Genomic DNA, 23,443 nt, shown 5'->3' with positions numbered 1-23,443 from the left:
GAGCGGAAAATCCATCCCCATCCCTCCCACCTTGCCAAGGCTTTACCCACACCCATAAAAGCATAACAACAGATTGTTTTAATTGAATAAAAAACCTTATCCCCAGTTTCAGGCCGCCTTTATTATGATTCTCAGGAATATATAAATGCTATTAATACAAAGCGAACGCAACGCCCTTCTTGCTTCTCTCTCCGCCGTGGTCGGGGTGGTCGAGCGGCGCCATACCCTGCCCATCCTGTCCAATCTGCTGCTGGAGAAGAAAGCCGGCAAGCTGACCTTGCTGGCCACCGATCTGGAATTGCAGGTCAGCACCCAGCTGGAGAACGCGGAAGCGGGCGAAGACTTCGCCATTACCATCGCTGCGCGCAAGCTGTTCGACATCGTGCGTGCCCTGCCCGACACCGCCAAGATCAAGCTCGATAGCAAGGACAGCCAGGTCGTGGTCAGTGCCGGCAAGTCGCGTTTCACCCTGCAGACCCTGCCCGCCGCGGATTTTCCGCGGGTAGAAACCGGCGCAGGCCTGGGCGAGGCGATCCGCCTGCCGCAAAAAACACTGAAGCGTCTGCTGCAACTGGTGCAGTTCGCCATGGCCAGCCAGGACATCCGCTACTACCTCAACGGCATGCTGCTGGTGCTGGACGGCAAGCAACTGCGCGTGGTGGCCACCGACGGCCACCGTCTGAGCTATGCCGAAACCCAGCTCGAATCCGAGGCCGAAGCGCGCGAGGTCATCATCCCGCGCAAGACCGTGGTCGAGCTCTCCAAGCTACTGGGCGATACGGAAGAACCGGTCGAGCTGCGCATCGGCGCCAATCAGGTCACCATCACCCTGCCCGGCACCGAACTGGTGACCAAGGTGGTGGACGGCAAATTTCCCGACTACCAGCGCGTCATCCCGGCCAACCAGCCGCGCCACCTCAAGGCCAACCGCCAGAGCGTGATGCAGGCCTTGCAGCGCGCAGCGATTCTGTCGAACGAAAAGTTCCGCGGCGTGCGCCTGGTGATGAGCGAGAACACGCTGGGCATCGTCTGCAACAACAACGAACAGGAAGAAGCCGCCGACGAAATCGAAGTCAGCTACAACGGCGATCCGCTCGACGTCGGCTTCAACGTGACCTATCTGCTCGATGGCTTGGGCGCGGTCAATACCGAGGAGATCACGCTGTCGCTGGGCGACGCCAACAGCAGCATGCTGCTGACCAGCGAAGGTGAACCCGGCTTCAAGTACGTCGTGATGCCGATGCGCATCTAGGCCGGACGATCACTTCCTCACACCTTGCAACAACCGGCAGCAATGCCCCACGAGGTATAAACACCATGAGCGACAAGCCCGACAACGCGATGCCCGAAGACGTGAACGGAGGCTACGACGAAGACAGCATCCAGCAGCTGGAAGGCCTGGAAGCGGTACGCAAGCGGCCCGGCATGTACATCGGCGATACGTCCGACGGCACCGGCCTGCACCATATGGTGTTCGAAGTGCTGGACAACGCCATCGACGAGGCGCTGGCGGGCTGGTGCGACGACATCAAGGTCATCATCCACCCCGACAACTCGATTTCGATTTCCGACAACGGGCGCGGCATTCCGGTTGGCGTGAAGCTCGACGACAAGCACGAACCGAAACGCAGCGCGGCCGAAATCGTCCTGACCGTGCTGCACGCCGGCGGCAAGTTCAACCAGAACAGCTACAAGGTATCGGGCGGCCTGCATGGCGTCGGCGTGTCGTGCGTCAACGGCCTGTCGAAGTGGATGAAGCTCATCGTGCGTCGCGACGGCAAGAAGTACGCGCTCGAATTCAACCGCGGCAAGGTCATCGACCGTGTCATCGAGATGCAAAACGGTGTCGAAGTGTCGCCGATGAAAATCGTCGGCGACACGCAGAGTCGCGGCACCGAAGTGCATTTCCTGGCTGACGAGGAAATTTTCGGCAAGGTTGAGTTCCACTTCGACATCCTCGCCAAGCGCATCCGTGAACTGTCGTTCCTCAACAACGGCGTGAAGATCGAGCTGATCGACCATCGCGACGGCAAGAGCGAAAACTTCGCGCACTCGGGCGGCGTCAAGGGCTTCGTCGAGTATGTGAACCGGGTCAAATCGGTGCTGCACCCGAAAATCTTCCATGCCGTCGGCGAAAAGGACGGCATGGTCGTCGAAGTCGCGATGCAGTGGAATGACAGCTATTCCGAGACCGTGCAGTGCTTCACCAACAACATTCCGCAGCGCGATGGCGGCACCCACCTCACCGGCCTGCGCATGGCGATGACACGGGTGTTGAACAAATACATCGAAGAAAACGAGCTGGCGAAAAAAGCCAAGGTCGAAACCACCGGCGACGACATGCGTGAGGGTCTGACCTGCGTGCTGTCGGTCAAGGTGCCCGAGCCCAAGTTTTCCTCGCAGACCAAGGACAAGCTGGTTTCCAGCGAAGTACAGCCGGTGGTGCAGGAAGTGGTCGGGCAGAAACTGGCCGAATATCTGCTGGAAAATCCCAGCGACGCCAAGCTCTTGTGCAACAAGATCGTCGAAGCGGCGCGTGCCCGCGATGCGGCGCGCAAGGCGCGTGAGATAACGCGTCGAAAAGGCGTCATGGATGGCCTCGGCCTGCCCGGGAAACTGGCCGACTGCCAGGAAAAAGATCCCGCATTGTGCGAAATCTATCTGGTCGAGGGCGATTCCGCAGGCGGCTCGGCCAAGCAGGGACGCGACCGCAAATTCCAGGCCATCCTGCCGCTCAAGGGCAAGATTCTCAACGTCGAGCGCGCGCGTTTCGACAAGGTTATCGGCAGCCAGGAAATCGCCACGCTGATCACCGCGCTCGGCACCAGCATCGGCAAGGAGGATTACAACCCGGACAAGCTGCGCTACCACCGCATCATCATCATGACCGACGCCGACGTCGACGGCGCGCACATCCGCACCCTGCTGCTGACGTTTTTCTATCGCCAGATGCCAGAGCTGGTCGAGCGCGGGCATATCTACATCGCCCAGCCGCCGCTTTACAAGGTCAAGCATGGCCGCTCCGAACGCTACATCAAGGACGAACACGCGCTCAAGGAACACCTCATGGCCGAAGCGATGAAGGAGGCCGAACTGACGCCGATGGACGGCGCCATACCGATTGCCGGCGAAGCGCTGGAAACGCTGGCGCGCGAGTATTTCCTCGCCGAAGCGGTGAGCGAACGCCTGGGTCGCTTGCTGCCGGACGACGTGCTGCAGGCCCTGATGCGCATCCCGCGCTTGAACCTGGCCGACGGCGGCGCCGCGATGCAGAGCGAAGCCAGCCTGGGCGCGGCACTGGATGCACAGAAATTCGAAGTCGCCGCCGAATACGTCAGCGAGACCGACAGCCATCGGCTGCGCATCACCCGCCACGCCCACGGCAACGCGCACGTCAGCTTCCTCGAAGCGGATCTGCTCGAATCCGGCGACTACAGCCAGCTCGTCAAGGTCGGTGACTTGCTGCGCGATTTGATCGGCTTGGGTGCCCGCGCCAAGCGCGGCGAGAAGGAAATCCCGGTGCAGAGCTTCCGCGAGGCGATGGACTGGTTCCTCGCCGAAGTCAAACGCGGCATGAGCATCCAGCGCTACAAGGGGCTGGGCGAAATGAACCCCGCCCAGTTGTGGGAAACCACGATGGACCCCAAGGTGCGCCGGCTGATGAAGGTGCAGATCGAGGACGCGATCGCGGCCGATCAGATTTTCACTACCCTGATGGGCGACGAGGTCGAACCGCGCCGCAATTTCATCGAAACCAATGCGTTGGGCGTGCGCAACCTCGATGTATAAATTCTGGCGTCTGTAGGATCTCATTGAAATCTAGATTTTTCCCAAATCTTTAGAATTCATGAGGATTTGAAGAAGGCCAACCTCCTAGGTTGGCCTTCTTACCAGAAGCTCTGGCAGCCTCGATCAAGAAAAGTCAAAGCTTCAACTAGTAGTACTGCCGGATATAGCTGTACGCCTTCTCGAACAGTTCCTCGTCCGTATGCAGCTTGTATTTGAACAGCGCCTTTTTCACTTCTCGCTCGCCTGCCAAAGTGCCCTGCCAGCCCGGAAAACGCACCAGGCGCACGATTTCGTCGATGTCATTGACGACGCGCTCGACCATGATGGGGGTCTTGGCTCTCTTTGGCTACGGGTTGGATAACACGGCCTCCAGGAGGTCAGCATTCAGCACCAAGGCGTCGAGATCATCGCGCACTGCATCCACAGGCATGTTCTGATGAATAAGCTCAATCGTCCTGGACCGAGCGAATGCCAGATCAGCTTGCCGTGGCCACTGGAGGGCTGCACCAACTGGTAAACCTGCGACGACCATTTGTAATCCTTTTCAAAGGGGCCAACCATGGCATCGGGCGACAGCGCTTTCCAGATCGATCGTGTCCAGCACGCTGTATTCGGCGGCGAAGTTGTCGCGCACCGTGTTGTTGGATACCTCCCGAGGCTATCGTAAACCTGCTGAGTCTAATGGACGGCGTGCGATGCATAGCCGACCGTGGTGGCATAGTATGCCAGCGTCGCCTTTGGCCGACCCGCCTGAAGTAGTCCATCGCATTTTTGCTCACCTAACCCTCTAGTCCATAGGGCTGATGCTGCCCCCATTGTTCAGCAAACGGGTGATCTCCTCGGCCGGCTTTGGCTTGCTGAACAGAAATCCCTGGACGTAATCGCAGCCCAGTTCTTTCAGAAGGGCGAGTTGCTCGGCGGTTTCCACGCCTTCAGCAATGGTCTTCAGCTTAAGGCCGTGCGCTAGTGCAATGATGGTACGTACGATGGCGTCGCTGCTTTCAGATTGTCCAAGCGTACTGACGAAGCTCTGGTCGATTTTGAGTATATCCACGGGTAAACGCTGCAGATAGCTTAATGACGAGTAGCCCGTACCGAAGTCGTCAATATAGATCGTGAAGTTGTGACTTTTCAGCAGATCGATCTGCCGTATGGTCGTTTCGACATCGTCCATCAGTTCAGATTCTGTCAATTCAATAGCGAGCAGGTTAGAGCGGTTGCGATTGATGGCGCTGGCTGCCATTGCAAGGCGCTCAACGAAGTCTTCCTGCCGCAATTGATGAAACGAGATGTTGATCGCCACGCGGATTTCCATCAATCCGGCATCCTGCCAGACCTGGATTTGCCTGCATGCGCTGTTCAACACCCAGTCACCCAACTCGACGATCAGGCCGGTCTCCTCAGCGACGGGGATGAACCGTGCCGGCGACACGGGCCCGAATTCCGTGCTGTTCCAACGTGCGAGCGCTTCGAGGCTCACGATGCGGTGGGTATGGATATCCACCACCGGTTGGTAATACAGGGCCAGCCCCAGAACGTCCTTGATGGCGTGCCGGAACGCCTGTTCGAGTTTCTCCCGTTCACTGGCGGCGCGTTGTATCGTGGAAGAATAAAAGTTCACAGCGTGGCTGCGGCCAGTCTGGCCACTGCAGGCAAGCGTTGCATTCACGAGCAGGCTCGCTGCATCCTCGCCATCGTCAGGATAGATTGCGGTGCCGCCCCGTATGCTCAGGTGGATTTCGCGCGTGGTGTTCCGAAAAACGGTAGGCAGCCCCGCCACGAGAGATTGGACGAGATGGATGGCATCCTGTGTCGACGCAATATCGACGTAGGCGATTGCGAACTCGTCGCCGCCCAGTCGCGAAACCGTGTCGCCTTCCCGGACGTGGGCCGACAAGTATGTAGCGAGCATGTTCAGGACGTCGTCGGCGACGTGATGGCCATGCACGCCGACCAGTCGATGAAAGTCCGTGATGTTGAGCACGACCACGCTTACGTGGCGATCATGGTGGCGTGCCCGCAGAATCTCCTGCTGCAGGCGGTCTTCACAAAGCTTTCTGTTCGGCAAGCCGGTCAGTGCGTCGTGGTACAGCAAATGATCGATGCGCTGGTCCTTGTCGATATACTCGAGACCAAGTGAAATATCTGCAGCTAGCTCCTGAAAGAGATCCACCTCCGGTGCCTCGAAGAAATGAGCCTCGGCGGCGTAGAGCCCAAGTACGCCTATGACTTCTCCATCCCGTTTCAGCGGAAAGCCCGCCAGTGCCTCAAAGCCGTGCGACCGTGCCAACGATTGCCAGGACTTGTCGCGCTGATTGACTATCCTGAGGTCGTTGCAGATGACTGGATGAGCTTGGGGCATGGCCGCCGCACAGGGGCACAGATCTTCATCTGCCCGTACGTGCGGAGTCAGGCAGTGGCGATCGACGAAATCGTTTCCCTCTCCATGACTGGCCATCTTCATGACCCGTCCCGTATCAGGTTCTACTATGCCAATCCACGCAAATCGCAGCCTGCCCCGTTCGACAGCTATACGACAGGCCTCCTTGAGTAATTCGTCCTGTACGCGGATTCGGAGAATGGCGCCATTAATACCGCTGAGCACCTCATGTATCCGGTTGAGTCGATGGATCTGTTGATGATTCCGTTGTAGCGCATCGCCCATTCGGTTGAACTCGCCTGCAAGCATGGCAATTTCGTCGCGTCCCTTGATTGCTGCGCGCGTGGAGAAGTCGCTGTTGGCCATTTGCCGGGCCGCCGTCGACAATAACCGCGTGCGTCGCATTACCAATATCTCGCTGCCGAACCAGGCGAGCACCATGATGCCGAGGAAGGTTGCCACCAGAAAAGCTGCGCGCGGCAGCAAATCCGCGTTGAGCGCAGCATGGATTTCCTGGGACGGGATGCCGACCAGGATGTAGCCATTGCGTTCCTCCCCTGAGCCAATGCGCGCCAGGGCGTAAATCCGCTGAATGCCGTCGACGCCGCGTCCTTCGCTGATCGCCTCCGATTGCCCGCTATCAAGGAACGCCTTAGCGATCGGCACATCGCTTGTCAGGTTGATGCCGGTCCACTTGCCTTCCGGGTCCGGCGCGCGTGTCAGAATGACGCCTTGTCGATCAACGACCATTATGGCCGATTCGGGAGGCAGCTCGGCCAAGGGCATGAACCGCATAAGCCACTCAAGATTTAACGCAGCGTACACGACGCTCTGGACCTGTCCCGTGGCGTCGAGAACGGATTTCGCAATGACCTGGACGGGCTTGTTAGTGAGTCGGCCTATCTGGTAGTCGCCAATGCTAAGTCGTTTGGTCGCGGCGGCCGTCTTGAAATAGGCGCGGTCGCCGAGATAGACAGGTGCGCTTGTGCTCACGCCGCTGCAGGCTACATATCCGTCCGGACGGATCACGCCAAAATTCGTATAGTTGAGGTTGCCATACAGCAGGCTTTGCAGCAGCGCATCACAATTGGGCGTATCCAGTGTGCGCACCTGCGGCAGATCCGTTATAAGGTTAAACAGCTGCTCTGTTTCGGCGACCCGCGCTGCATGGTGGTCTACGGTGAAACGCGCGAACCTGAGCACCGAATGCTCGATGTCCGCTTTCAGATGGCGATGCTGTCCAACGGCGGTGTCCACGACTACTGCCAGCGCGGGCAGCATCGTGATCAGCACAAGCAGCATGAGACGTGTGCGCAGCGTCATTGCACGCTTGTCTCATACGCGGTGAATCTCGCCATTAACAACGACACAAGCGGCCCAGTTGACACAACATACGTCCCCTTTTGTTTTTTAATAGTTGATGTTTTTGCTCGGTTATTGTCCTTATAGCCAAGTCGAATCGGCAATGCAATATCCTCAATGCAATGTCATTCCGCAAACGGTGACCGCATTCTGCCCTGCGCGGGCCATTAGCTAATGGGTGATTCCAGATTGTCGGGAAGGTCGTAGGAATTTCTCGGGTAATTTGAGAGTGTCATGGCCCAGCTTTCTCAGATTGGATGAGAAAGCCTTTGATTTCTTTGAAGGCAATTTCTCGCGAATTCTGAGAACCTACAGCGTCCAGATCCCTGATCAACGTGAAAAAGCCCGGATCAGCCGGGCTTTTTCACGTTCAAGGGAAGCTAGTTCTTCTTTGATTCGACCGTCAGCCCGGCTTCCTTCCATTCCGGGAAGCCGCCGCGGAACCAGTAGACGTTTTTCCAGCCGGCCTGGATCGCCATGGTGGCGGATTTGTAGCTCTTCCAGCAGATGGTGCCGTCGCAATACATCATGAAGGGGGCGTTTTTATCCTTGGGCAGCCGGTTCAGCGCGAACTGGTCGTCCGCCGGGTCAAACCCGACTTCCTTGGCGCTGCCTTCATTGTAAGGAACGGAAATGGCGCCGGGAACATGGGCGGTTTCATATTCTTCTTTCACCCGCACGTCGTAAACCGGCGTTCCTTTGGCAATCAGCGCCTGGGCCTCGGCAGCGCTGATGATCTTGGCACCGGGCAGGCTGGTGGGCGTGGTATTCAGCATCGAGGCGACGCTTTTGAAATCGGCCCGGGTGGCGGTGGAGAGCGCGAGATTGAGGCTGTTGCTTTTCTGCAGGGTGGCGGCCAGCTTCTGCTGGGCGCCTGCAGATACGCTTTCGGACTGTACGGTCAGCGCGCGCAGCGGCACCGATGCGCCGGTGAAAACGATGCGCCCGCCGTTGGCCGCAGTCCAGGTTTTGGCTTCCTCGGCGGAGGCGACCGCCAGGTCGTAGCGGCCAAGCTTCAGCCCGTACAGCGGGGCCTCGGCCATGCGATGGAATTTGATTTCGGCAAAGTCGCTCTTGGCCAGTCCGCGACTGTTGATCTCGCTGCGCGCCATGCTGCCCATCAGCGATTCGTAATCGGGAACGCCTAGCCTGGCGTGCGATTTGGCACCCAGCGTGCCTTTGTAATCCGGCCCCGAAACGAAAGCGGCGGCGATCGTCGCGTTGGATTTGAGTATGGGCTCAAACTTGAATTTGCTGACGTTGGCGATCACTTGGGCGGGGCCGAACACCATGTCCAGCGTGCCGTCCTTGGCGTGCTTGATGGCGGAAAATCCGCGCGTGTAATACTGCAGCCGGACCGGCTGGCCGAGCGCCCGTTCGACCTCGTTGGTGAAGGCGCGGTAGCGCTTGGTGGTATTGAAATCGGTGATCGATTCGTTTTGATCGAGTACCACGCCGAGCGTGAGCGGTGCGGCCTGGACGACAGCCGAGACCAGAAGCAGGGGCAGGATGGCTAAACGCATGGTCGTCTCCACGGGATGACGTGGAGTTTAACGGTCAGCCATATGGAAAGTTTAATTGCGACTCAGATCGATGCGGGAGTATTGGCCCGCCAGGCCTGCAAAGTGGCGCGCAACAACTCTTCCTGCACCGGCAGCGTGAATGCGGCATCGATGCGCAAGCGAGCGCTGACTTTATCGAGCACGGCCTGATGCGCCGTTTCGTAAAAAACCATGATGCGGGTGTTGGGCGCGCTCTGCACCGCGGCCAGCAGGGATTCGAGGTTGGACAGGCGGTCGCGGAAATCCGTCTGGTGGTAAAAATCCGCCACGATGACTGCGGGCGGTTTTTTGCGTACCAGGCTGATGGCCTTGCGTTCCGACCATTCGGAGACGACCACGTAGCCCAGTTCCTGATACAGCTTTCTGTAGCCAGCCGTGCCGATGAAGGCGTTGACCATGAGCAGGCTGGGCGGCGTGCTCATGCGGCCGGTTTTTTGGCGGCCTTCTTGGCCGCAGTCTTTTTCACGGCGGGTTTCTTCGATTCGGCCGCATCGGCCGGTTTCGTTTTCTTCGCCGCCGCCGGCTTGGCGGCGGCCTTTTTCACCGGTTTTTTGGCCGGCCCCTTGGCAATGCGTGCGGCGATCAGCGCAAGCGCCTCATCCAGCGTGATCTCCTCCGGCGCAATGTCCTTGGGCAGGGTGGCGTTGGTGCTGCCGTGCTTGACGTAGGGGCCGTAGCGGCCGCTGCGCACGGTGATGTCCTTGCCGTCGTCCGGATGCGGACCCAGATTCTTCAGCAGCGAGGCGGCCGAATCGGCACCGCGTGGCTCGCGCTCCATCGCCAGCACCTCGAGTGCACGCGGCAGGTCGATTTCGTACACGCTGTCGGTCTTGGGAATCGACTTGAACTTGCCGTCGTGCAGCAGATAGGGCCCGAAGCGGCCGTTGTTGGCGACGATCGGCAGGCCGCTGACCGGGTGGTGGCCGACTTCGCGCGGCAGCGAAAGGAATTTCAGCGCCAGTTCCAGGGTGGCGTTTTCCAGCGGGATGTCCTTCGGCCACGAGGCGCGGCGCGGTTTCGGCGCCTTCTTGTCTTCCGGCATCTCGCCGATTTGCACGTAGGGGCCGAAGCGGCCGGACAGCAGCTTGACGTCGAGGCCGGAGGCCGGATCCTGGCCGAGAATATTGTCGCCCTCGGCGGTGGCCGCATGCAGCGGCCGCGTGTAGTCGCATTCCGGGTAGCCTGAGCAGCCGATGAACAGCCCGCGCTTGCTCGCCTGCATGAACAGCGGCTTGCCGCACTTGGGGCAGGCCTCCAGGATCGGGCAGCCGCGTTCGACGTCCTGCTTGGCTTTCAGCTCGCCGTCGAACGCTTGCCAGAATTCGCCCAGCAGTTTCGACCACACCCGCTTGCCGTTGGAGACGTCGTCGAGCTTGTCCTCCAGCTTGGCGGTGAAGTCGTAATCGACGTAATGGGTGAAATGGCGGGTCAGAAAGCAGTTGACCAGACGGCCGATATCGGTCGGCTGAAAGCGCTTCTTTTCCAGCACCACGTATTCGCGATCCTGTAGGGTGGAAATGATGCTGGCGTAGGTGGAGGGCCGGCCGATGCCGTATTCCTCCAGCGCCTTCACCAGCGATGCCTCGGTGTAGCGCGGCGGCGGCTGGGTGAAGTGCTGCTCGCCGTAAAGACGGTCGACCGGCAGGGTTTCGCCTTCGGCCAGTGCCGGCAGTTTCGATTCTTCCTCGTCCTCGTCGTCCTGGTACACCGCGAGAAAGCCGGCGAATGCCAGCGTCTGGCCGGTGGCGCGGAAGGTGCCCTCGCCCACCGTGATGTCGGCGGCGACGGTGTCGAACTGCGCCGGCGCCATCTGGCAGGCGACGGTGCGCTTCCAGATCAGTTCGTAGAGCCTCGCCTGGTCGTGCGAAAGAAACGGCTTCACCGCTTCCGGCGTGCGCGTGACAGCTGTCGGGCGCACCGCCTCGTGGGCTTCCTGCGCGTTCTTGGTCTTGGCCTTGTAGTGGAGCGCAGTCGGCGGCAGGAATTCCTTGTCGAAGTTGGCGCCCACATACTTGCGGATATCGGTAATCGCTTCCTGCGCCAGATTCACCGAGTCGGTACGCATGTAGGTGATGAGGCCGACCGGGCCTTCGCCCAGATCGATCCCTTCGTACAGCTGCTGGGCGGTGCGCATCACGCGGTCGGTGGTCATGCCGAGCTGGCGTACCCCGGCCTGCTGCAGCGTCGAGGTGGTGAACGGCGCGCCGGGGTGGCGGGCGCGGCGTTTCTTTTCGATGCGCATCACCGTGGCATCGCGGCCTTCCAGCGTCGCCAGCCATTCCTTGCTGCGCGCCTCGTGCTCGACCGTGAACTGTTCGAGTTTTTCGCCCTTGAAATGGGTGAGCTTGGCGGTGAAGGGCTGCGCGCCCTTGTGGCTGTCGAGGTGCAGCGTCCAGTACTCGCGCGGCACGAAGGCTTCGATTTCCTCTTCGCGCTCGACGATCATCCGCAATGCGGGGGACTGCACGCGGCCGGCGCTCAAGCCCGGGCTGATCTTGCGCCACAGCAGCGGCGACAGGTTGAAGCCGACCAGATAATCGAGCGCGCGGCGGGCCTGCTGCGCGTCGACCAGATCGGATGCGATCTCGCGCGGATTGCGCACGGCGTCCTGCACGGCGGATTCGGTGATCTCGTAGAACGCCACCCGTTTCATCGGGGTCTTGACCTTGCGTTCCTTGAGGATTTCGCTGATGTGCCAGGAAATCGCCTCGCCTTCCCTATCCGGGTCGGTGGCCAGCAGCACTTCGTCGGCTTTTTTGGCGGCCTTGACGATGGCATCGACGTGCTTGGCGTTGCGCTCGATGACCTGGTATTTCATGCTGAAGCTTTCGGTGTCGACCGCGCCGGTTTTCGGCTCCAGGTCGCGCACGTGGCCGTAGCTGGCGAGAATTTCGTAGTCCGCGCCGAGGTACTTCTTCAGCGTTTTGGACTTGGACGGCGATTCGACGATGACAAGCTTGGACATGGTTATTTGATTCAGTGCAAACGTCCTGGCTCGTGGTTAAGCAGCATGTCTTCCAGGTGGGTGAAATGCTCGATCAGCCCGCGGCTCCACAGCACGATCAGCGTCATCCAGCGCACATGGTCCGGCTCGATGTCCTCGCCGCCCAGCGCCATCAGCCCGGAAATCACCCATTCGCGCGATTCGGGGTCGAGCACCTGGGCGCTGACCAGATAGGCCAGCTCGGCGCGGCAGGCGTCGTTCAGGCGCTCCAGTTCTTCCGGCGCGTAATGGCGGTCATAGGCCTGGGCCAGCCGTTCGTGGGTGGCGCTGCCGGTCAGGTTGGCATACCAGTCGAGCGCGGCGTTGATGTCGGTTTCTTCGAAACCGGCGGCAAACAGGCGTTTTTCCAGCGCATCGCGATCGGGCGCCAGCTCCGCCATGCGGAAGCTTTCGTACAGGTAAACCAGGATGTCGAGCATAGTGTCAGTGGATTTTTTGGTAGCGCCCGCCGGGCAGGGATGCAATTCGCCCATCCAGTTCAAGCGTCAACAGCTTCGCTGAAAGCGCATCCAGCGTCAACCCGGTTCTTTGTACGAGGACATCGAGCGCGGCCGGTGCGCTGTCGAGCGCCTGCAGTACCGGGTCGGACAGGGTTTCCGGCGGCACCTGCAAGCGGGGCGGCGCCAGCCGCTGCTGCCAGGCCAGCTCGTCGAGAATATCGGCGGCCGACTCGACCAGCTTGGCGCCCTGCTTGATCAGCGCATGGCAGCCGCGCGCCAGCGGCGAATGGATGGAGCCGGGAATGGCAAACACTTCGCGTCCCTGTTCGGCGGCGACCCGCGCGGTGATCAGCGAGCCGCTGTCGGGCGCCGCCTCCACCACCAGCACGCCGCGGGAGAGGCCGCTGATGAGCCGGTTGCGGCGCGGGAAATGGCCGGGCAGCGGCGGTGTGCCGAGCGGGAACTCCGACACGATCAGGCCGTTTTCGGCCAGCTGGTGCGCCAGCGCCTTGTTGCGCGCCGGGTAAATGCGGTCGAGCCCGGTGCCGATGACGGCGACGCTCGATCCGGCGCCCGCCAGCCCGCCGCGATGCGCCGCCGCGTCGATGCCGAGCGCCAGCCCGCTGACGATGGTGAGCCCGGCGTCGGACAGCGCATGGGCGAAGGCTTCGGCGTCGCGCACCCCCTGCGGCGTGGCGTTGCGGCTGCCGACGATGCCGAGGCCGGGCTGGCTCAACAGGGCGCGCCGTCCCTTGCAAAACAGCAGCGCGGGCGGATCGGCGATTTCCAGCAGGCTCTTCGGGTAGTCCTCGTCGGCCAGCGTCATCAGGCTGTTGCCCAGCTGGCCGAGCCAGGCATGGGCAGCGTCAAGCTGCGCGGCGTCGGGTTCGGCCAACAGCGCATCGCATTGAGCGGAGGAAAGATGCGCCGTCAGCGCCGTGCGGCCGGAAGCCAAAACGGCCTCCGGAGAACCGAAGGCCGTCAACAGGCGGAGCAGGCTGGCGTTGCCGACCCCGGGGGCGAGAGCGAGGCGCAGCCAAGCGTCAGCCACGCCCGATGCCCCCGGCGAGAACGTGCGCGTTCAGGGGTTTTTCACCGTGTCGAGCAGGTATACCGGGCGTTCGGATTGCATGATCAGTGCGTAGGACACGCGATCGAACACGCGGTACACCATGACGAGGCCGGTGCGGGAGTCCGGGAGCTGGACGGCGTCGGCCTGGGTCTTGTCGACGCAGCTGCGGTCGTACACGTCCTTGGGGTCGAAGAACTGGTCGAAGCTCACTTTCTTGCCGGGTTTCAGGCAGCCCACATCCATATAGGCCCAAGGCCCGGCCTGGACTTCCGTACCGGGACAGTCCTGCATGACCTTGCCGGGCTCATAAGGCTGGTCGAAGCTGATCTTTTCGCCTGGTTTGATGCAGCCGGAGTCGAGGAAAACCCAGCGCTGGCGGCCGCCCTCTTTCGGGTCCATTTTGACCAGCTTTCCTGTGCGATACACCGCCAGCACATGACCGGGCTCGAGGCCGTCCTGCGCGCCGCGGTTGATCACCACCGTCTGATAGCGCCCGGAGTTGGAGATTCCTTCGGCGCCGTAGGCGGAAATCACCTTGCCGGAAATCGGTTTTTCCGGCGAATGGGGCACGAATTCGAACACGGTGGTTTCCTGCGCCGGCAAGAGCTTGTCCTTGGCGAGCACCTCTTGCGTCACCCGTTTGATCTGCAGTTTTTGCGGGTTGCCGGCGACCAGCGTCTCGGCATCGCCCAAAAACACCGCCTCGTAGCCCAGCAGCGCCCCGTTGTCGGGGTTGGTCAGGGCTTGTCCCTGGCGGTAAATCTGCCAATTGCGGTTTGCCGAGCCGTCGCTGGTTGCGTAGGCCGTGTCGCCCGCCGTCATGATGACGCGTTCCTCATTGGTGCCGAGGATCTGCGGAGCGCTATTCAGCTGGTCTTCGCTGACCAGCAAGGGCTGTTTCAGAAAGGCATGGATCGCCGTGATGGGAATCGCCGGAATGGCATTGCCGCCGATCTCGGCCGCGCGCACGCCAGGCGACAGCTTGATCGTCGGCATGCCGTTCTTGCCGCCCTTGACCAGCGCCAGGCGCGGTTCCTTGCCGCTGCGGTCGAGCACGATCAGGTCGCCGGGATAAATCCAGTGTGGATTCTTGACCTCCTCGCGGTTCAGCTTCCAGATCTGCGGCCAGTGCCACGGATCCTTGAGAAAGCGCGCGGAAATGTCCCACAGCGTGTCGCCCTTGACCACGACATATTTGTCCGGCGCGTTGTCCTGCAGTTTAAGGGTGTCGGCCAGCACCGGCGCGGCCAGCAGCAGGGCAAGAGAAACTACGAGTTGACGCACGGGGGAACCCTCCATTTAGACCCTGTCTAATTTTCTGCGTTGAAAATATACTGTGCGCCTAACTTACGGCCATCCGCCGTCTTATATTTAGGGTTGCAGGCATGCGGGCGCAGATTTTGCGTCAAAGTGTGCCCCCAGCCCCTTCATTCGTAAAGCTTTTTATGGCCAGACTCGACATTTTGCATTACCCCGATGCGCGCCTGCACACCGTCGCCAAGCCGGTGAAGGCGGTGGATGCGCGCATCCGCAAGCTGATCGACGACATGGCGGAGACCATGTACGCCGCGCCCGGCATCGGTCTGGCCGCCACCCAGGTCAACGTTCACGAACGCGTCGTCGTCATCGATATTTCCGAAACCCATGACGAACTGCGCGTGTTCATCAACCCCGAAATCGTCGCGCAGTCCGGACGCGAAGAAAGCGAGGAAGGCTGCCTGTCGGTGCCCGGTATTTTCGACAAGGTCGAGCGCGCCGAGCGCGTCACCGTGCGCGCGCTCGATCGCGACGGCAAGCCGTTCGAGCTCGAGGCCGAGGGTTTGCTGGCGGTGTGCATCCAGCACGAATTGGATCACCTGATGGGCAAGGTCTTCGTCGACTATCTGTCCAATCTCAAGCGCAATCGCATCAAGGCCAAGCTGGCCAAACAGGCGCGCGAACACCGCCCCGACGCCGCACCCGTGCGCGCGTCGCTTTGAGCCGCCGCCCGTGCGCATCGTTTTTGCCGGAACCCCGCCGTTTGCGGCGGCAGCCCTGAACGCCCTGGCGGATGCCGGGCACGACATCGCCCTGGTGCTGACCCAGCCCGACCGCCCGGCCGGACGCGGCATGAAGCTTGCCGCCAGCGCCGTCAAGCAGGCGGCGCTGGCACGCGGGCTGCCGCTCGCGCAGCCCGCCAGCTTGAAACTCCCCGACTCGCAGGCCGAACTGCGCGCGGCGGATGCCGACATCATGGTGGTCGCAGCCTACGGACTGATCCTGCCGCAGGCGGTGCTGGACCTGCCGCGTTTCGGCTGCCTCAACATCCACGCCTCGCTGCTGCCGCGCTGGCGTGGGGCGGCGCCGATCCAGCGCGCGATTCTGGCGGGCGACACGGAAACCGGCATCACCATCATGCAGATGGACGCCGGCCTCGACACCGGCGCCATGCTGACGAAAACGCCGGTGCCGATCCTTGAAACCGACACCGCAGCAAGCCTGCATGACACCCTGGCCGCGGCCGGCGCCGGCGCCATCGTCGAGGCGCTGACGAACTATCCCGCGCTGGTGCCGCAGCCGCAGGACGATGCGCAGGCCACCTACGCCGCCAAACTTGGCAAGGAAGAAGCCAGGCTGGACTGGCGCCAGCCGGCCGAGTTGCTGGCGCGTGCCGTACGTGCCTACAATCCGGCACCGGGCGCGTGGACGCTGCTGGACGGCGAGCCGCTGAAAATCTGGTCGGCACAAGCCGGCACCGATCCATGGCCTGCCGAAGCCGGTGCAAACGCGCATGCACCGGGCGAAGTGCTGCGTGCCGACGCGGACCAGCTGGTCGTCGCCTGCGGCAGCGGAACGCTGGCCTTGCAGGTGGTTCAGCCGGCAGGCGGCAAACGGATGAATGCCGCAGCCTTCCTCGCCGGCCGCCCGCTGTCGCCCGGAATCCGGCTCGGCCCCTGAGGCGCGAATCCGCGCCGGGTGCCGGCGCGACCCTGCTATCATCCGTCGCTCGATGCGGTGGCCGGAATCCCATGAATCAACTGACGAAGCGGGGCGTTTTTTCCCATGCGTAAGCTGCAAAAACTCGCCGCCGGCGCGCTCGAAGAGGTGCTCGCCGGGACGGCGCTGCACCAGGTGTTGCCGCGGTGCCTGCAGCACCTGCAAACGCCGGGCGAACGTGGCGCCCTGCAGGACATCGTGTATGGCAGTCTGCGCCAGCTGGGCCGCCTCGACGCCTGGCTGGCGGCGCTGCTGGAACGTCCGCTGACCGATCCCGAACTCGGCTGGCTGCTGCGCGTGGCGCTGTACCAGCTGGCCTACACCCGGGCGCCCGCGCATGCCGTGGTGCACAACGCGGTTACCGCCGCCGGCCAGGGTTGGCGGCGCGGTCTCGCCAATGCGGTGCTGCGCAATTTTCAGCGGCGCCGCGCCGAGCTCGACAAAATCGCCGACGACCAGCCGTCGGCGCGCTGGTCGCACCCCGACTGGTGGATCGCGAAACTGCAAGCGGAATATCCGGACCAATGGCAGGGCATGCTCGAAGCCAGCCTGCTGCATCCGCCGTTCACCCTGCGCGTCAATCGCCGCCACGGCGATGTCGCCGGCTATCTTCGGCGCCTGAACGAGGCCGGGATGCCGGCGCATCAAACCGGCCCGGACGCGGTCACCCTCGACCGCGCGGTGCCGGTGCACAGCCTGCCCGGCTTCGACCAGGGCGAGGTGTCGGTGCAGGACGCCGGCGCGCAGTGGGCGGCACGCCTGCTCGACGCCCAGCCTGGCGAGCGGGTGCTCGACGCCTGCGCGGCGCCCGGCGGCAAGAGCGGCCATATCCTGGAGCGTGCGGATGTCGATCTGTGCGCGCTCGATGTCGACGCCGTGCGGCTGGCGCGGGTGCGCGAAAATCTCGACCGCCTGCAACTGCAGGCAACGCTGCTCGCAGGCGACGCGGCGCAGCCCGCCGCCTGGTGGGACGGCCGGCCGTTCGACCGCATCCTGGCCGACGTGCCGTGCAGCGCCTCCGGCGTGGTGCGCCGCAATCCCGACATCAAGTGGCTGCGCCGGCCCGACGATATCGCTCAATTTGCCGCGCAGCAGGCCGTTATGCTGGAGGCGCTCTGGCGGCTGCTGGTCCGCGGTGGTACATTGCTTTACGTCACCTGCTCGATATTCGACGAAGAAAACGACGGGCAAGTGCAAGCGTTCCTGGCGCGCCATACAGAAGACGCCGAACGCTGCCCGCTTCCTCAACCCTTGACCGATGGGGCGCTGCTGCCCGATGCCGAGCACGATGGTTTCTTTTACGCCCTGCTGCGCAAGACGTGACCCGGCTTTTCGATGGCTGGCCGGGCTGTTGCTGGGCTGCTGGCTGGCCGTCGCGGGCAGTGCGCTGGCCGGCGACAAAAGCACCGTCAAACAGGCGGGCATCCGCGCCACCCAGCAAGGCTATTTGCTGGAAGCGGACGTCGACATCGTGCTCAACCGCACCCTGGAAGACGCGCTCAGCAAGGGAATCAACCTGTATTTTCTGCTGGAACTGGAACTGACCCGCCCGCGCAACTGGTGGCTCGACGAAGACATCGCCGAACCGGTGCGCAAACTGCGGATTTATTACCACCTGCTGCTGCGCCGTTATGTCGTTGAAATCGGCTACACCACGCGCACCGTCGCGACCCTGGGCGAAGCCCTGGCCCTGCTGGGGAGGGTCGACGACTGGCAGGTGCTGGAACGCGGCGCCCTGAAGACCGGGCGTCGCTACGACGCCCGTCTGCGTCTGCGTCTCGATACCGCGCAACTGCCCAAGCCGCTCTCCATCGGCGCGGTCACCAGCGACAATTGGGAACTGGCGACTCCCTGGTACGGCTGGTCGTTCGAGGCTCCCGCCGCGCCCGCTTCCCCGCCGCCCTTGCCCTGATGCGCAGTCTGATTGCCGCCGCCCTGATCATGGGCATCGTGCTGCTATCCCTGCTGTTCTATGCCAGCGGCGACAGCAGCGCATTCTCCGACTCCCTGCCCAGCCTGTTCATCGGTGGCGGCGTGCTGGGCACGGCGCTGCTGGTGCTGCTGGGGTGGCGCATGTGGTGGCTGCAAAAGCGCATCCGCCGTGGCGTGTTCGGCGCCAAGCTCACGCTCAAGCTGCTGCTGATGTTCGGCGTCGTCGCCCTGCTGCCCGGCCTGGTGGTGTATGGCGCCTCGGTGTTCTTCCTCAACCGGTCGATCGAAACCTGGTTCGACGTGCGGGTCGACAACGCGCTGGCCTCCGGCGTCAACCTCGGCCAGGCCGCGCTCGACGACCTGCTGCGCGAGCAGGACAAAAAAGCCCAGCGGATGGCGCTGGCCTTGTCGGACGAAGGCATGGGCTCGATCATCACCAGCCTTTCCACCCTGCGTGAACAAAGCGCGGTGCAGGAGCTGACCCTGTTCGACGAACGCGGTGGCGTCATTGCCCACGTCAGCGGCGAGCGCGGCACCCTGCTGCCGGTGCTGCCCGAGCGCAGCGTGCTGTGGCAGGTTAGGCAGCAGCAGCCCTACAGCCGGATCGAGGAAGTGGCCGACCGCGGGCTCGTCATGCACGTCATCGTGCCGGTATACACCAGCACGCTGACCGGCGAAACGCGCGTGCTGCAACTGGTGCAGCCGGTGCCGGCCGGCCTGGCACGCGATGCGCAGGCTGTGCAGCTGGCGTATCAGGAATACCAGCAGATCGCGGTGTCGCGGCTGGGGCTGAAGCGCATCTACGGCGTCGCGCTCACCCTCACCCTGATGCTGGCCTTGCTGATGACCCTGGTGATCGCGTATCTGCTGTCGGAACGCCTCGGCGCGCCGCTGCGCACGCTGGCACGCGGCACTCGCGCCGTGGCCAAAGGCGATTTTTCGCAGATGCCGTCGGTGAAGAGCCGCGACGAGCTGGGTGTGCTGATCCAGTCGTTCAACCGCATGACCCGCCAGCTGTCCGACGCCCGCGAACAGGTCGCGCAGAACCACCAGCAGACCGAGCAGGCCAAGGCCTTTCTGGAGCGCGTGCTGGCCAACCTGTCCTCCGGCGTGGTGGTGCTGGACGAAGCGCTGCGGGTCCGTACCATGAACAGCGCGGCGGCGCAGATTCTAGGAGTGCACGCATCGGCGCTGGACGCCCAGCCGCTTGCCGGACTGGGGCAGGCGGGCGAGGCGCTGCACGGGTTTGGCGCGACGGTGGCGGCGCGCTTCGGCGCGCACGAAGGCGAATGGCAGGAGCAGATCGATTACGCCGGCAACGGCGGCAGCCAGTCGCTGCTACTGCGCGGCACCCGCCTGCCGCCGGGCGTCGAGCGCGGTTATGTGCTGGTGTTCGACGACGTCACCAAGCTGATCGACGCCGAACGCAACGCCGCCTGGAGCGAGGTGGCACGCCGCCTGGCGCACGAGATCAAGAACCCGCTCACCCCGATCCAGCTGTCGGCCGAGCGCATCGCGCGCAAGCTCGACGGCCGGCTGCAGCCGGCGGACGCCGAGTTCCTGGCGCGCGCCACGCAAACCATCGTCAGCCAGGTCGCCGCGATGAAAAGCATGGTGGACGCGTTTGCCGGCTATGCGCGGATGCCGCGCGCCACGCTCGAACCGCTCGATCTGAATGCGCTGGTACGCGAAGTGCTGGCGCTCTACGACGCCAGAGCGCTGGGCCTGCAGCTGCACCTCGACGCCGACTTGCCGCGGATTGCCGGCGACTCCACATTATTGCGTCAGGTAATACATAATCTGTTGCAAAATGCGCAGGATGCGCTGGCCGGCCACTCCGCACCGAGGGTCGAGGTTGGCACGCACCTTCTCGATAACAATGCTGTTTGTTTGACCGTAACGGACAATGGAGCCGGGTTTCCGGAACATCTGATGACGCGGCTGTTCGAGCCCTATGCAACCACCAAGGCCAAGGGGACGGGCCTGGGCCTGGCCATCGTCAAAAAGATCGTGGAAGAGCATCACGGCAAAATCCAGATCGAAAATCTCAAATCGGGCGGTGCCGCCATCCGCATTGCATTGCCCATTTTTGCGGTAGCCGGGGAGAACACGTGAGCGGGCATATTCTCGTCGTCGACGACGAAGTGGGCATTCGTGAATTGTTGTCGGAAATCCTTACCGACGAAGGCTACGACGTGCACCTGGCGGAAAATGCCGAGGCGGCGCGCGCTTTTCGCATCCAGCGGCGTCCGGACCTGGTCCTGCTGGACATCTGGATGCCCGATACCGATGGCGTGACGCTGCTGAAGGAATGGGCGGGGGGCGGCCAGCTCACCATGCCGGTGGTGATGATGTCGGGGCACGGCACCATCGATACCGCCGTCGAAGCCACCCGGCTCGGCGCCACCGATTTTCTGGAAAAACCGGTGGCGCTGGCCAAGCTGATCGATACCGTCAGCAAGGCCATCAAGCGCGGCGCGTCCCTGCCCCGGCGCACGCCCGGCATGGATTTGTCGGCGCTCGGGCGCAGCCCGCTGATCCTCGAACTGAAAAAACGCCTTACCCAGATCGCCGGCAACACCGCGCCGGTCCTGTTGCAGGGCGAGCCCGGCAGCGGCTTTGAAATCTGCGCGCATTTTCTGCACCAGCCCGCCAGCGCGTGGGTCGAGATCAAGGATCGCGCGCGCCTGGTGTCCGAGCCGCTCAGCTTTGTCGAAGCGCTCGGCAACGGCACCCTCTACCTGCCCGAGGTATCCGAGTTGGCGCGCCTGGAGCAAAAAGGCCTGGGACTGCTGCTCGACCGCATCGAGGGCAGCGGCGCGCGCCTGGTATGCGCCAGCAGCCGCAGCCTCGACGCCATGGTTGGCGCCGGCGAATTCGACAGCCGCCTGTTTTACCGCCTGTCCAGTCTCGCCATCCAGCTGCCGCCGCTGCGCGACCACCGCGAGGATGTGCCCGATATCGCCAACTTCATGCTGGCGCAACTGGTGGAAGAGGGCGTCAGCCCGGTGCGGCGGCTCACCACGCCGGCCCTGAACCAGCTGCGCAATTTCGACTGGCCGGGCAATCTGCCGCAACTCAGCAACGTGGTGCGCACCCTGGCGGTCACCGCGCTGGCGAATGAAATCGACGCCGCCGAGGTCAACCGCGTGCTCGCCCCTATGAAACTGTCCGCGCCGGCGGTGGCGCACGGCATTCCGCTCGACATCCCGCTGCGCGAGGCGCGCGATGCCTTCGAGCGCATGTATTTCGAACACCTGATCCAGAAAGAGGGCGGCAGCATGACGCGGGTCGCCGACAAGTCCGGACTGGAGCGCACCCACCTCTACCGCAAGCTGAAACAGCTGAATATCCGGCATGGGCGACGGCTGGATGAAGAGTTGTAAGCGCAGGGCCGGCGCGTGAAAATCATCATTCTCGGTGCCGGCCAGGTCGGCTCCAACCTGGCTGAAAGCCTGGTTGCCGAAGACAACGACATCACCGTCGTCGACCTCGATGTCTCGCGCCTGGCGCTGCTGCAGGACCGCTTCGACCTGCGCACCGTGCGCGGCCACGCGGCGCACCCCTCGGTCCTGAAGCAGGCCGGCGCCGAGGACGCCGACATGCTGGTCGCCGTCACCCAGAGCGACGAAACCAATCTGGTGGCATGCCGCATCGCGTCCACCCTGTTCAACCTCCCCACGCGCATTGCGCGTATCCGTTCCAGCGATTTCATGGGGCAGGAAGCGGACTTTCTGGCCGAGCATTTCGGGGTCGACGACGTCATCAGCCCCGAACAGGAGGTGACCGACACCCTGCGCCGCCTGATCGAGCACCCCGAGGCGCTGCAGGTGCTCGACTTTGCCGGGGGCAAAGTGCGGCTGGTGGCGGTGCGCGCCTATCACGGCGGCCCCCTGATGGGACACGAGCTGCAGGACATCAAGCGCCACATGCCGGATGTCGATTGCCGGATCCCGGCGATCTACCGGCGCGACCGCGGCATCGTGCCGGAGGGGATCACGGTCATCGAGCCGGGCGACGAAGTGTTTTTCCTGGCTCGCCGCGAGGACATCCCTTCGGTGATGCGCGAACTGCGCCGCATGGAGCGGCCGGTCAAGCGCGTGATGATCGCCGGCGGCGGCAACATCGGGCGGCGGCTGGCGGCCGCGCTGGAACGCAACTACGAGGTCAAGCTGATCGACCACAACAAGGCCACCTGCACGCTGCTGGCCGAGCAGTTGCACCGTACCCTGGTGCTGCAAGGCGACGCCACCGACGAGGCCTTGCTGGAGCAGGAGAACATCGGGTCGATGGACGTGTTCTGCGCGCTCACCAACGACGACGAGGACAACATCATGTCCGCCCTGCTGGCCAAGCGCATGGGCGCGCAGCGGGTGATCGCCCTGATCAACCGCTCGGCCTACGTCAATCTGGTGCAGGGCGGCGAAATCGACATCGCCATCTCGCCGGCGCAGGCCACGGTCGGCCCGCTGCTGTCGAAGATCCGCCGCGGCGACATGGCGGCGGTGCATTCGTTGCGGCGCGGCGCGGCCGAAGTGCTCGAGGTCGTCATTCACGGCGACCTCAAAACCTCGAAGGTGGTGGGGCGCCGCATCGGCGATGTGGCCCTGCCGGAAGGGGCGGCGATTGCCGCCATCATCCGCGGCGAGGAGGTGCTGATCGCCCATCACGATACCCTGATCGAGGCGGAGGACCATCTCATCGTGTTTGCGCTCAACAAGCGCATCATCCCCAAGGTGGAAAAGCTGTTCCAGGTCGGCTTCGGGTTTTTCTAGATGCCGCCCGTGCGGCGCCCGGCGCCTGCTGCCCTTGCCCGGACGATTCCGGCTCTTCCCGCCGCGCGGCCAGGCGGCATGCGGTCCGGCGTGCCGGAGGGAATGCGCTGGTAACATCGCGCGCATGCCGAGTCCGGTTTGGCGGAACGTT

17 protein-coding genes are annotated in these 23,443 nt (G+C 62.9%); 9 read left to right on the top strand and 8 right to left on the bottom strand.

Annotation, left to right across the window (positions count from 1 at the left end; translation table 11 throughout):
- Positions 1-145: 145 nt before the first annotated feature.
- Both dnaN and gyrB read left to right on the top strand, forming a co-directional pair.
- Complete coding sequence (gene dnaN, locus BGO62_RS00440) at positions 146-1,252, top strand: DNA polymerase III subunit beta (RefSeq protein ID WP_296638399.1); 1,107 nt, start codon at positions 146-148, stop codon at positions 1,250-1,252.
- A 65-nt stretch (positions 1,253-1,317) separates the two neighbouring features.
- Positions 1,318-3,789, top strand: coding sequence for a DNA topoisomerase (ATP-hydrolyzing) subunit B (gene gyrB, locus BGO62_RS00435; RefSeq protein WP_296638397.1), 2,472 nt, complete (start codon positions 1,318-1,320; stop codon positions 3,787-3,789).
- 145 nt (positions 3,790-3,934) lie between these two features.
- Here the strand turns inward: gyrB and BGO62_RS00430 are convergent, their stop codons facing one another.
- The 8 genes from BGO62_RS00430 to BGO62_RS00395 all read right to left on the bottom strand — a co-directional run bounded on the left by BGO62_RS00430 (position 3,935) and on the right by BGO62_RS00395 (position 14,893).
- Complete coding sequence (locus tag BGO62_RS00430; RefSeq protein ID WP_296638394.1) at positions 3,935-4,111, bottom strand: hypothetical protein; 177 nt, start codon at positions 4,109-4,111, stop codon at positions 3,935-3,937.
- Positions 4,112-4,576: 465 nt separating this feature from the next.
- Positions 4,577-7,492, bottom strand: coding sequence for an EAL domain-containing protein (locus tag BGO62_RS00425; protein WP_296638392.1), 2,916 nt, complete (start codon positions 7,490-7,492; stop codon positions 4,577-4,579).
- A 419-nt stretch (positions 7,493-7,911) separates the two neighbouring features.
- On the bottom strand, positions 7,912-9,054 hold the full coding sequence (locus tag BGO62_RS00420) for a rhodanese-like domain-containing protein (protein WP_296638390.1): 1,143 nt from the start codon (positions 9,052-9,054) through the stop codon (positions 7,912-7,914).
- A 62-nt stretch (positions 9,055-9,116) separates the two neighbouring features.
- On the bottom strand, positions 9,117-9,515 hold the full coding sequence (locus BGO62_RS00415; RefSeq protein ID WP_296638387.1) for a hypothetical protein: 399 nt from the start codon (positions 9,513-9,515) through the stop codon (positions 9,117-9,119).
- Positions 9,512-12,058 (bottom strand): type I DNA topoisomerase, encoded by a 2,547-nt coding sequence (topA, locus tag BGO62_RS00410; protein WP_296638383.1) that lies wholly within the window; start codon positions 12,056-12,058, stop codon positions 9,512-9,514. Before topA ends, BGO62_RS00415 begins: the two co-directional genes overlap by 4 nt.
- 11 nt (positions 12,059-12,069) lie before the next feature.
- Positions 12,070-12,516: a DUF494 domain-containing protein gene (locus tag BGO62_RS00405; protein WP_296638379.1), complete on the bottom strand. Its 447-nt coding sequence runs from the start codon at positions 12,514-12,516 to the stop codon at positions 12,070-12,072.
- A 4-nt stretch (positions 12,517-12,520) separates the two neighbouring features.
- A complete protein-coding gene (gene dprA, locus BGO62_RS00400; RefSeq protein ID WP_296638376.1) occupies positions 12,521-13,588 on the bottom strand; it encodes a DNA-processing protein DprA in 1,068 nt (355 codons plus the stop codon).
- Positions 13,589-13,618: 30 nt separating this feature from the next.
- On the bottom strand, positions 13,619-14,893 hold the full coding sequence (locus BGO62_RS00395) for a LysM peptidoglycan-binding domain-containing protein (protein ID WP_296638372.1): 1,275 nt from the start codon (positions 14,891-14,893) through the stop codon (positions 13,619-13,621).
- A 161-nt stretch (positions 14,894-15,054) separates the two neighbouring features.
- Between BGO62_RS00395 and def the strand changes: the two genes are divergently transcribed.
- From def to trkA, 7 genes are all read left to right on the top strand, one after another.
- Positions 15,055-15,588: a peptide deformylase gene (def, locus tag BGO62_RS00390; RefSeq protein ID WP_296638369.1), complete on the top strand. Its 534-nt coding sequence runs from the start codon at positions 15,055-15,057 to the stop codon at positions 15,586-15,588.
- Between the two features lie 10 nt (positions 15,589-15,598).
- Positions 15,599-16,546 (top strand): methionyl-tRNA formyltransferase, encoded by a 948-nt coding sequence (fmt, locus tag BGO62_RS00385; protein ID WP_296638364.1) that lies wholly within the window; start codon positions 15,599-15,601, stop codon positions 16,544-16,546.
- A gap of 105 nt (positions 16,547-16,651) precedes the next feature.
- The gene (rsmB, locus tag BGO62_RS00380) at positions 16,652-17,908 is read left to right on the top strand and encodes a 16S rRNA (cytosine(967)-C(5))-methyltransferase RsmB (RefSeq protein WP_296638360.1); all 1,257 of its coding nucleotides are present in this window, start codon (positions 16,652-16,654) and stop codon (positions 17,906-17,908) included.
- Positions 17,909-17,936: 28 nt separating this feature from the next.
- Positions 17,937-18,497, top strand: a complete 561-nt coding sequence (locus BGO62_RS00375; protein WP_296638355.1) for a DUF4390 domain-containing protein — start codon at positions 17,937-17,939, stop codon at positions 18,495-18,497.
- Complete coding sequence (locus BGO62_RS00370; RefSeq protein ID WP_296638352.1) at positions 18,497-20,632, top strand: ATP-binding protein; 2,136 nt, start codon at positions 18,497-18,499, stop codon at positions 20,630-20,632. The genes BGO62_RS00375 and BGO62_RS00370 overlap by 1 nt, the downstream gene beginning before the upstream one ends.
- Positions 20,629-21,903: a sigma-54 dependent transcriptional regulator gene (locus tag BGO62_RS00365; RefSeq protein WP_296638349.1), complete on the top strand. Its 1,275-nt coding sequence runs from the start codon at positions 20,629-20,631 to the stop codon at positions 21,901-21,903. Before BGO62_RS00370 ends, BGO62_RS00365 begins: the two co-directional genes overlap by 4 nt.
- Positions 21,904-21,918: 15 nt before the next feature.
- Positions 21,919-23,292 carry a Trk system potassium transporter TrkA gene (gene trkA, locus BGO62_RS00360; RefSeq protein ID WP_296638347.1) on the top strand — a complete coding sequence of 458 codons (1,374 nt, stop codon included), beginning with the start codon at positions 21,919-21,921 and terminating at the stop codon, positions 23,290-23,292.
- The last annotated feature ends 151 nt before the right edge of the window (positions 23,293-23,443 follow it).

Origin of the sequence: Thiobacillus sp. 65-1402 (assembly GCF_001897685.1) — a bacterium.
Taxonomy (GTDB): domain Bacteria; phylum Pseudomonadota; class Gammaproteobacteria; order Burkholderiales; family Thiobacillaceae; genus Thiobacillus.
Note: the sequence above shows the minus strand (reverse complement) of the source record. Positions and strands in the feature narration are given on the sequence as shown.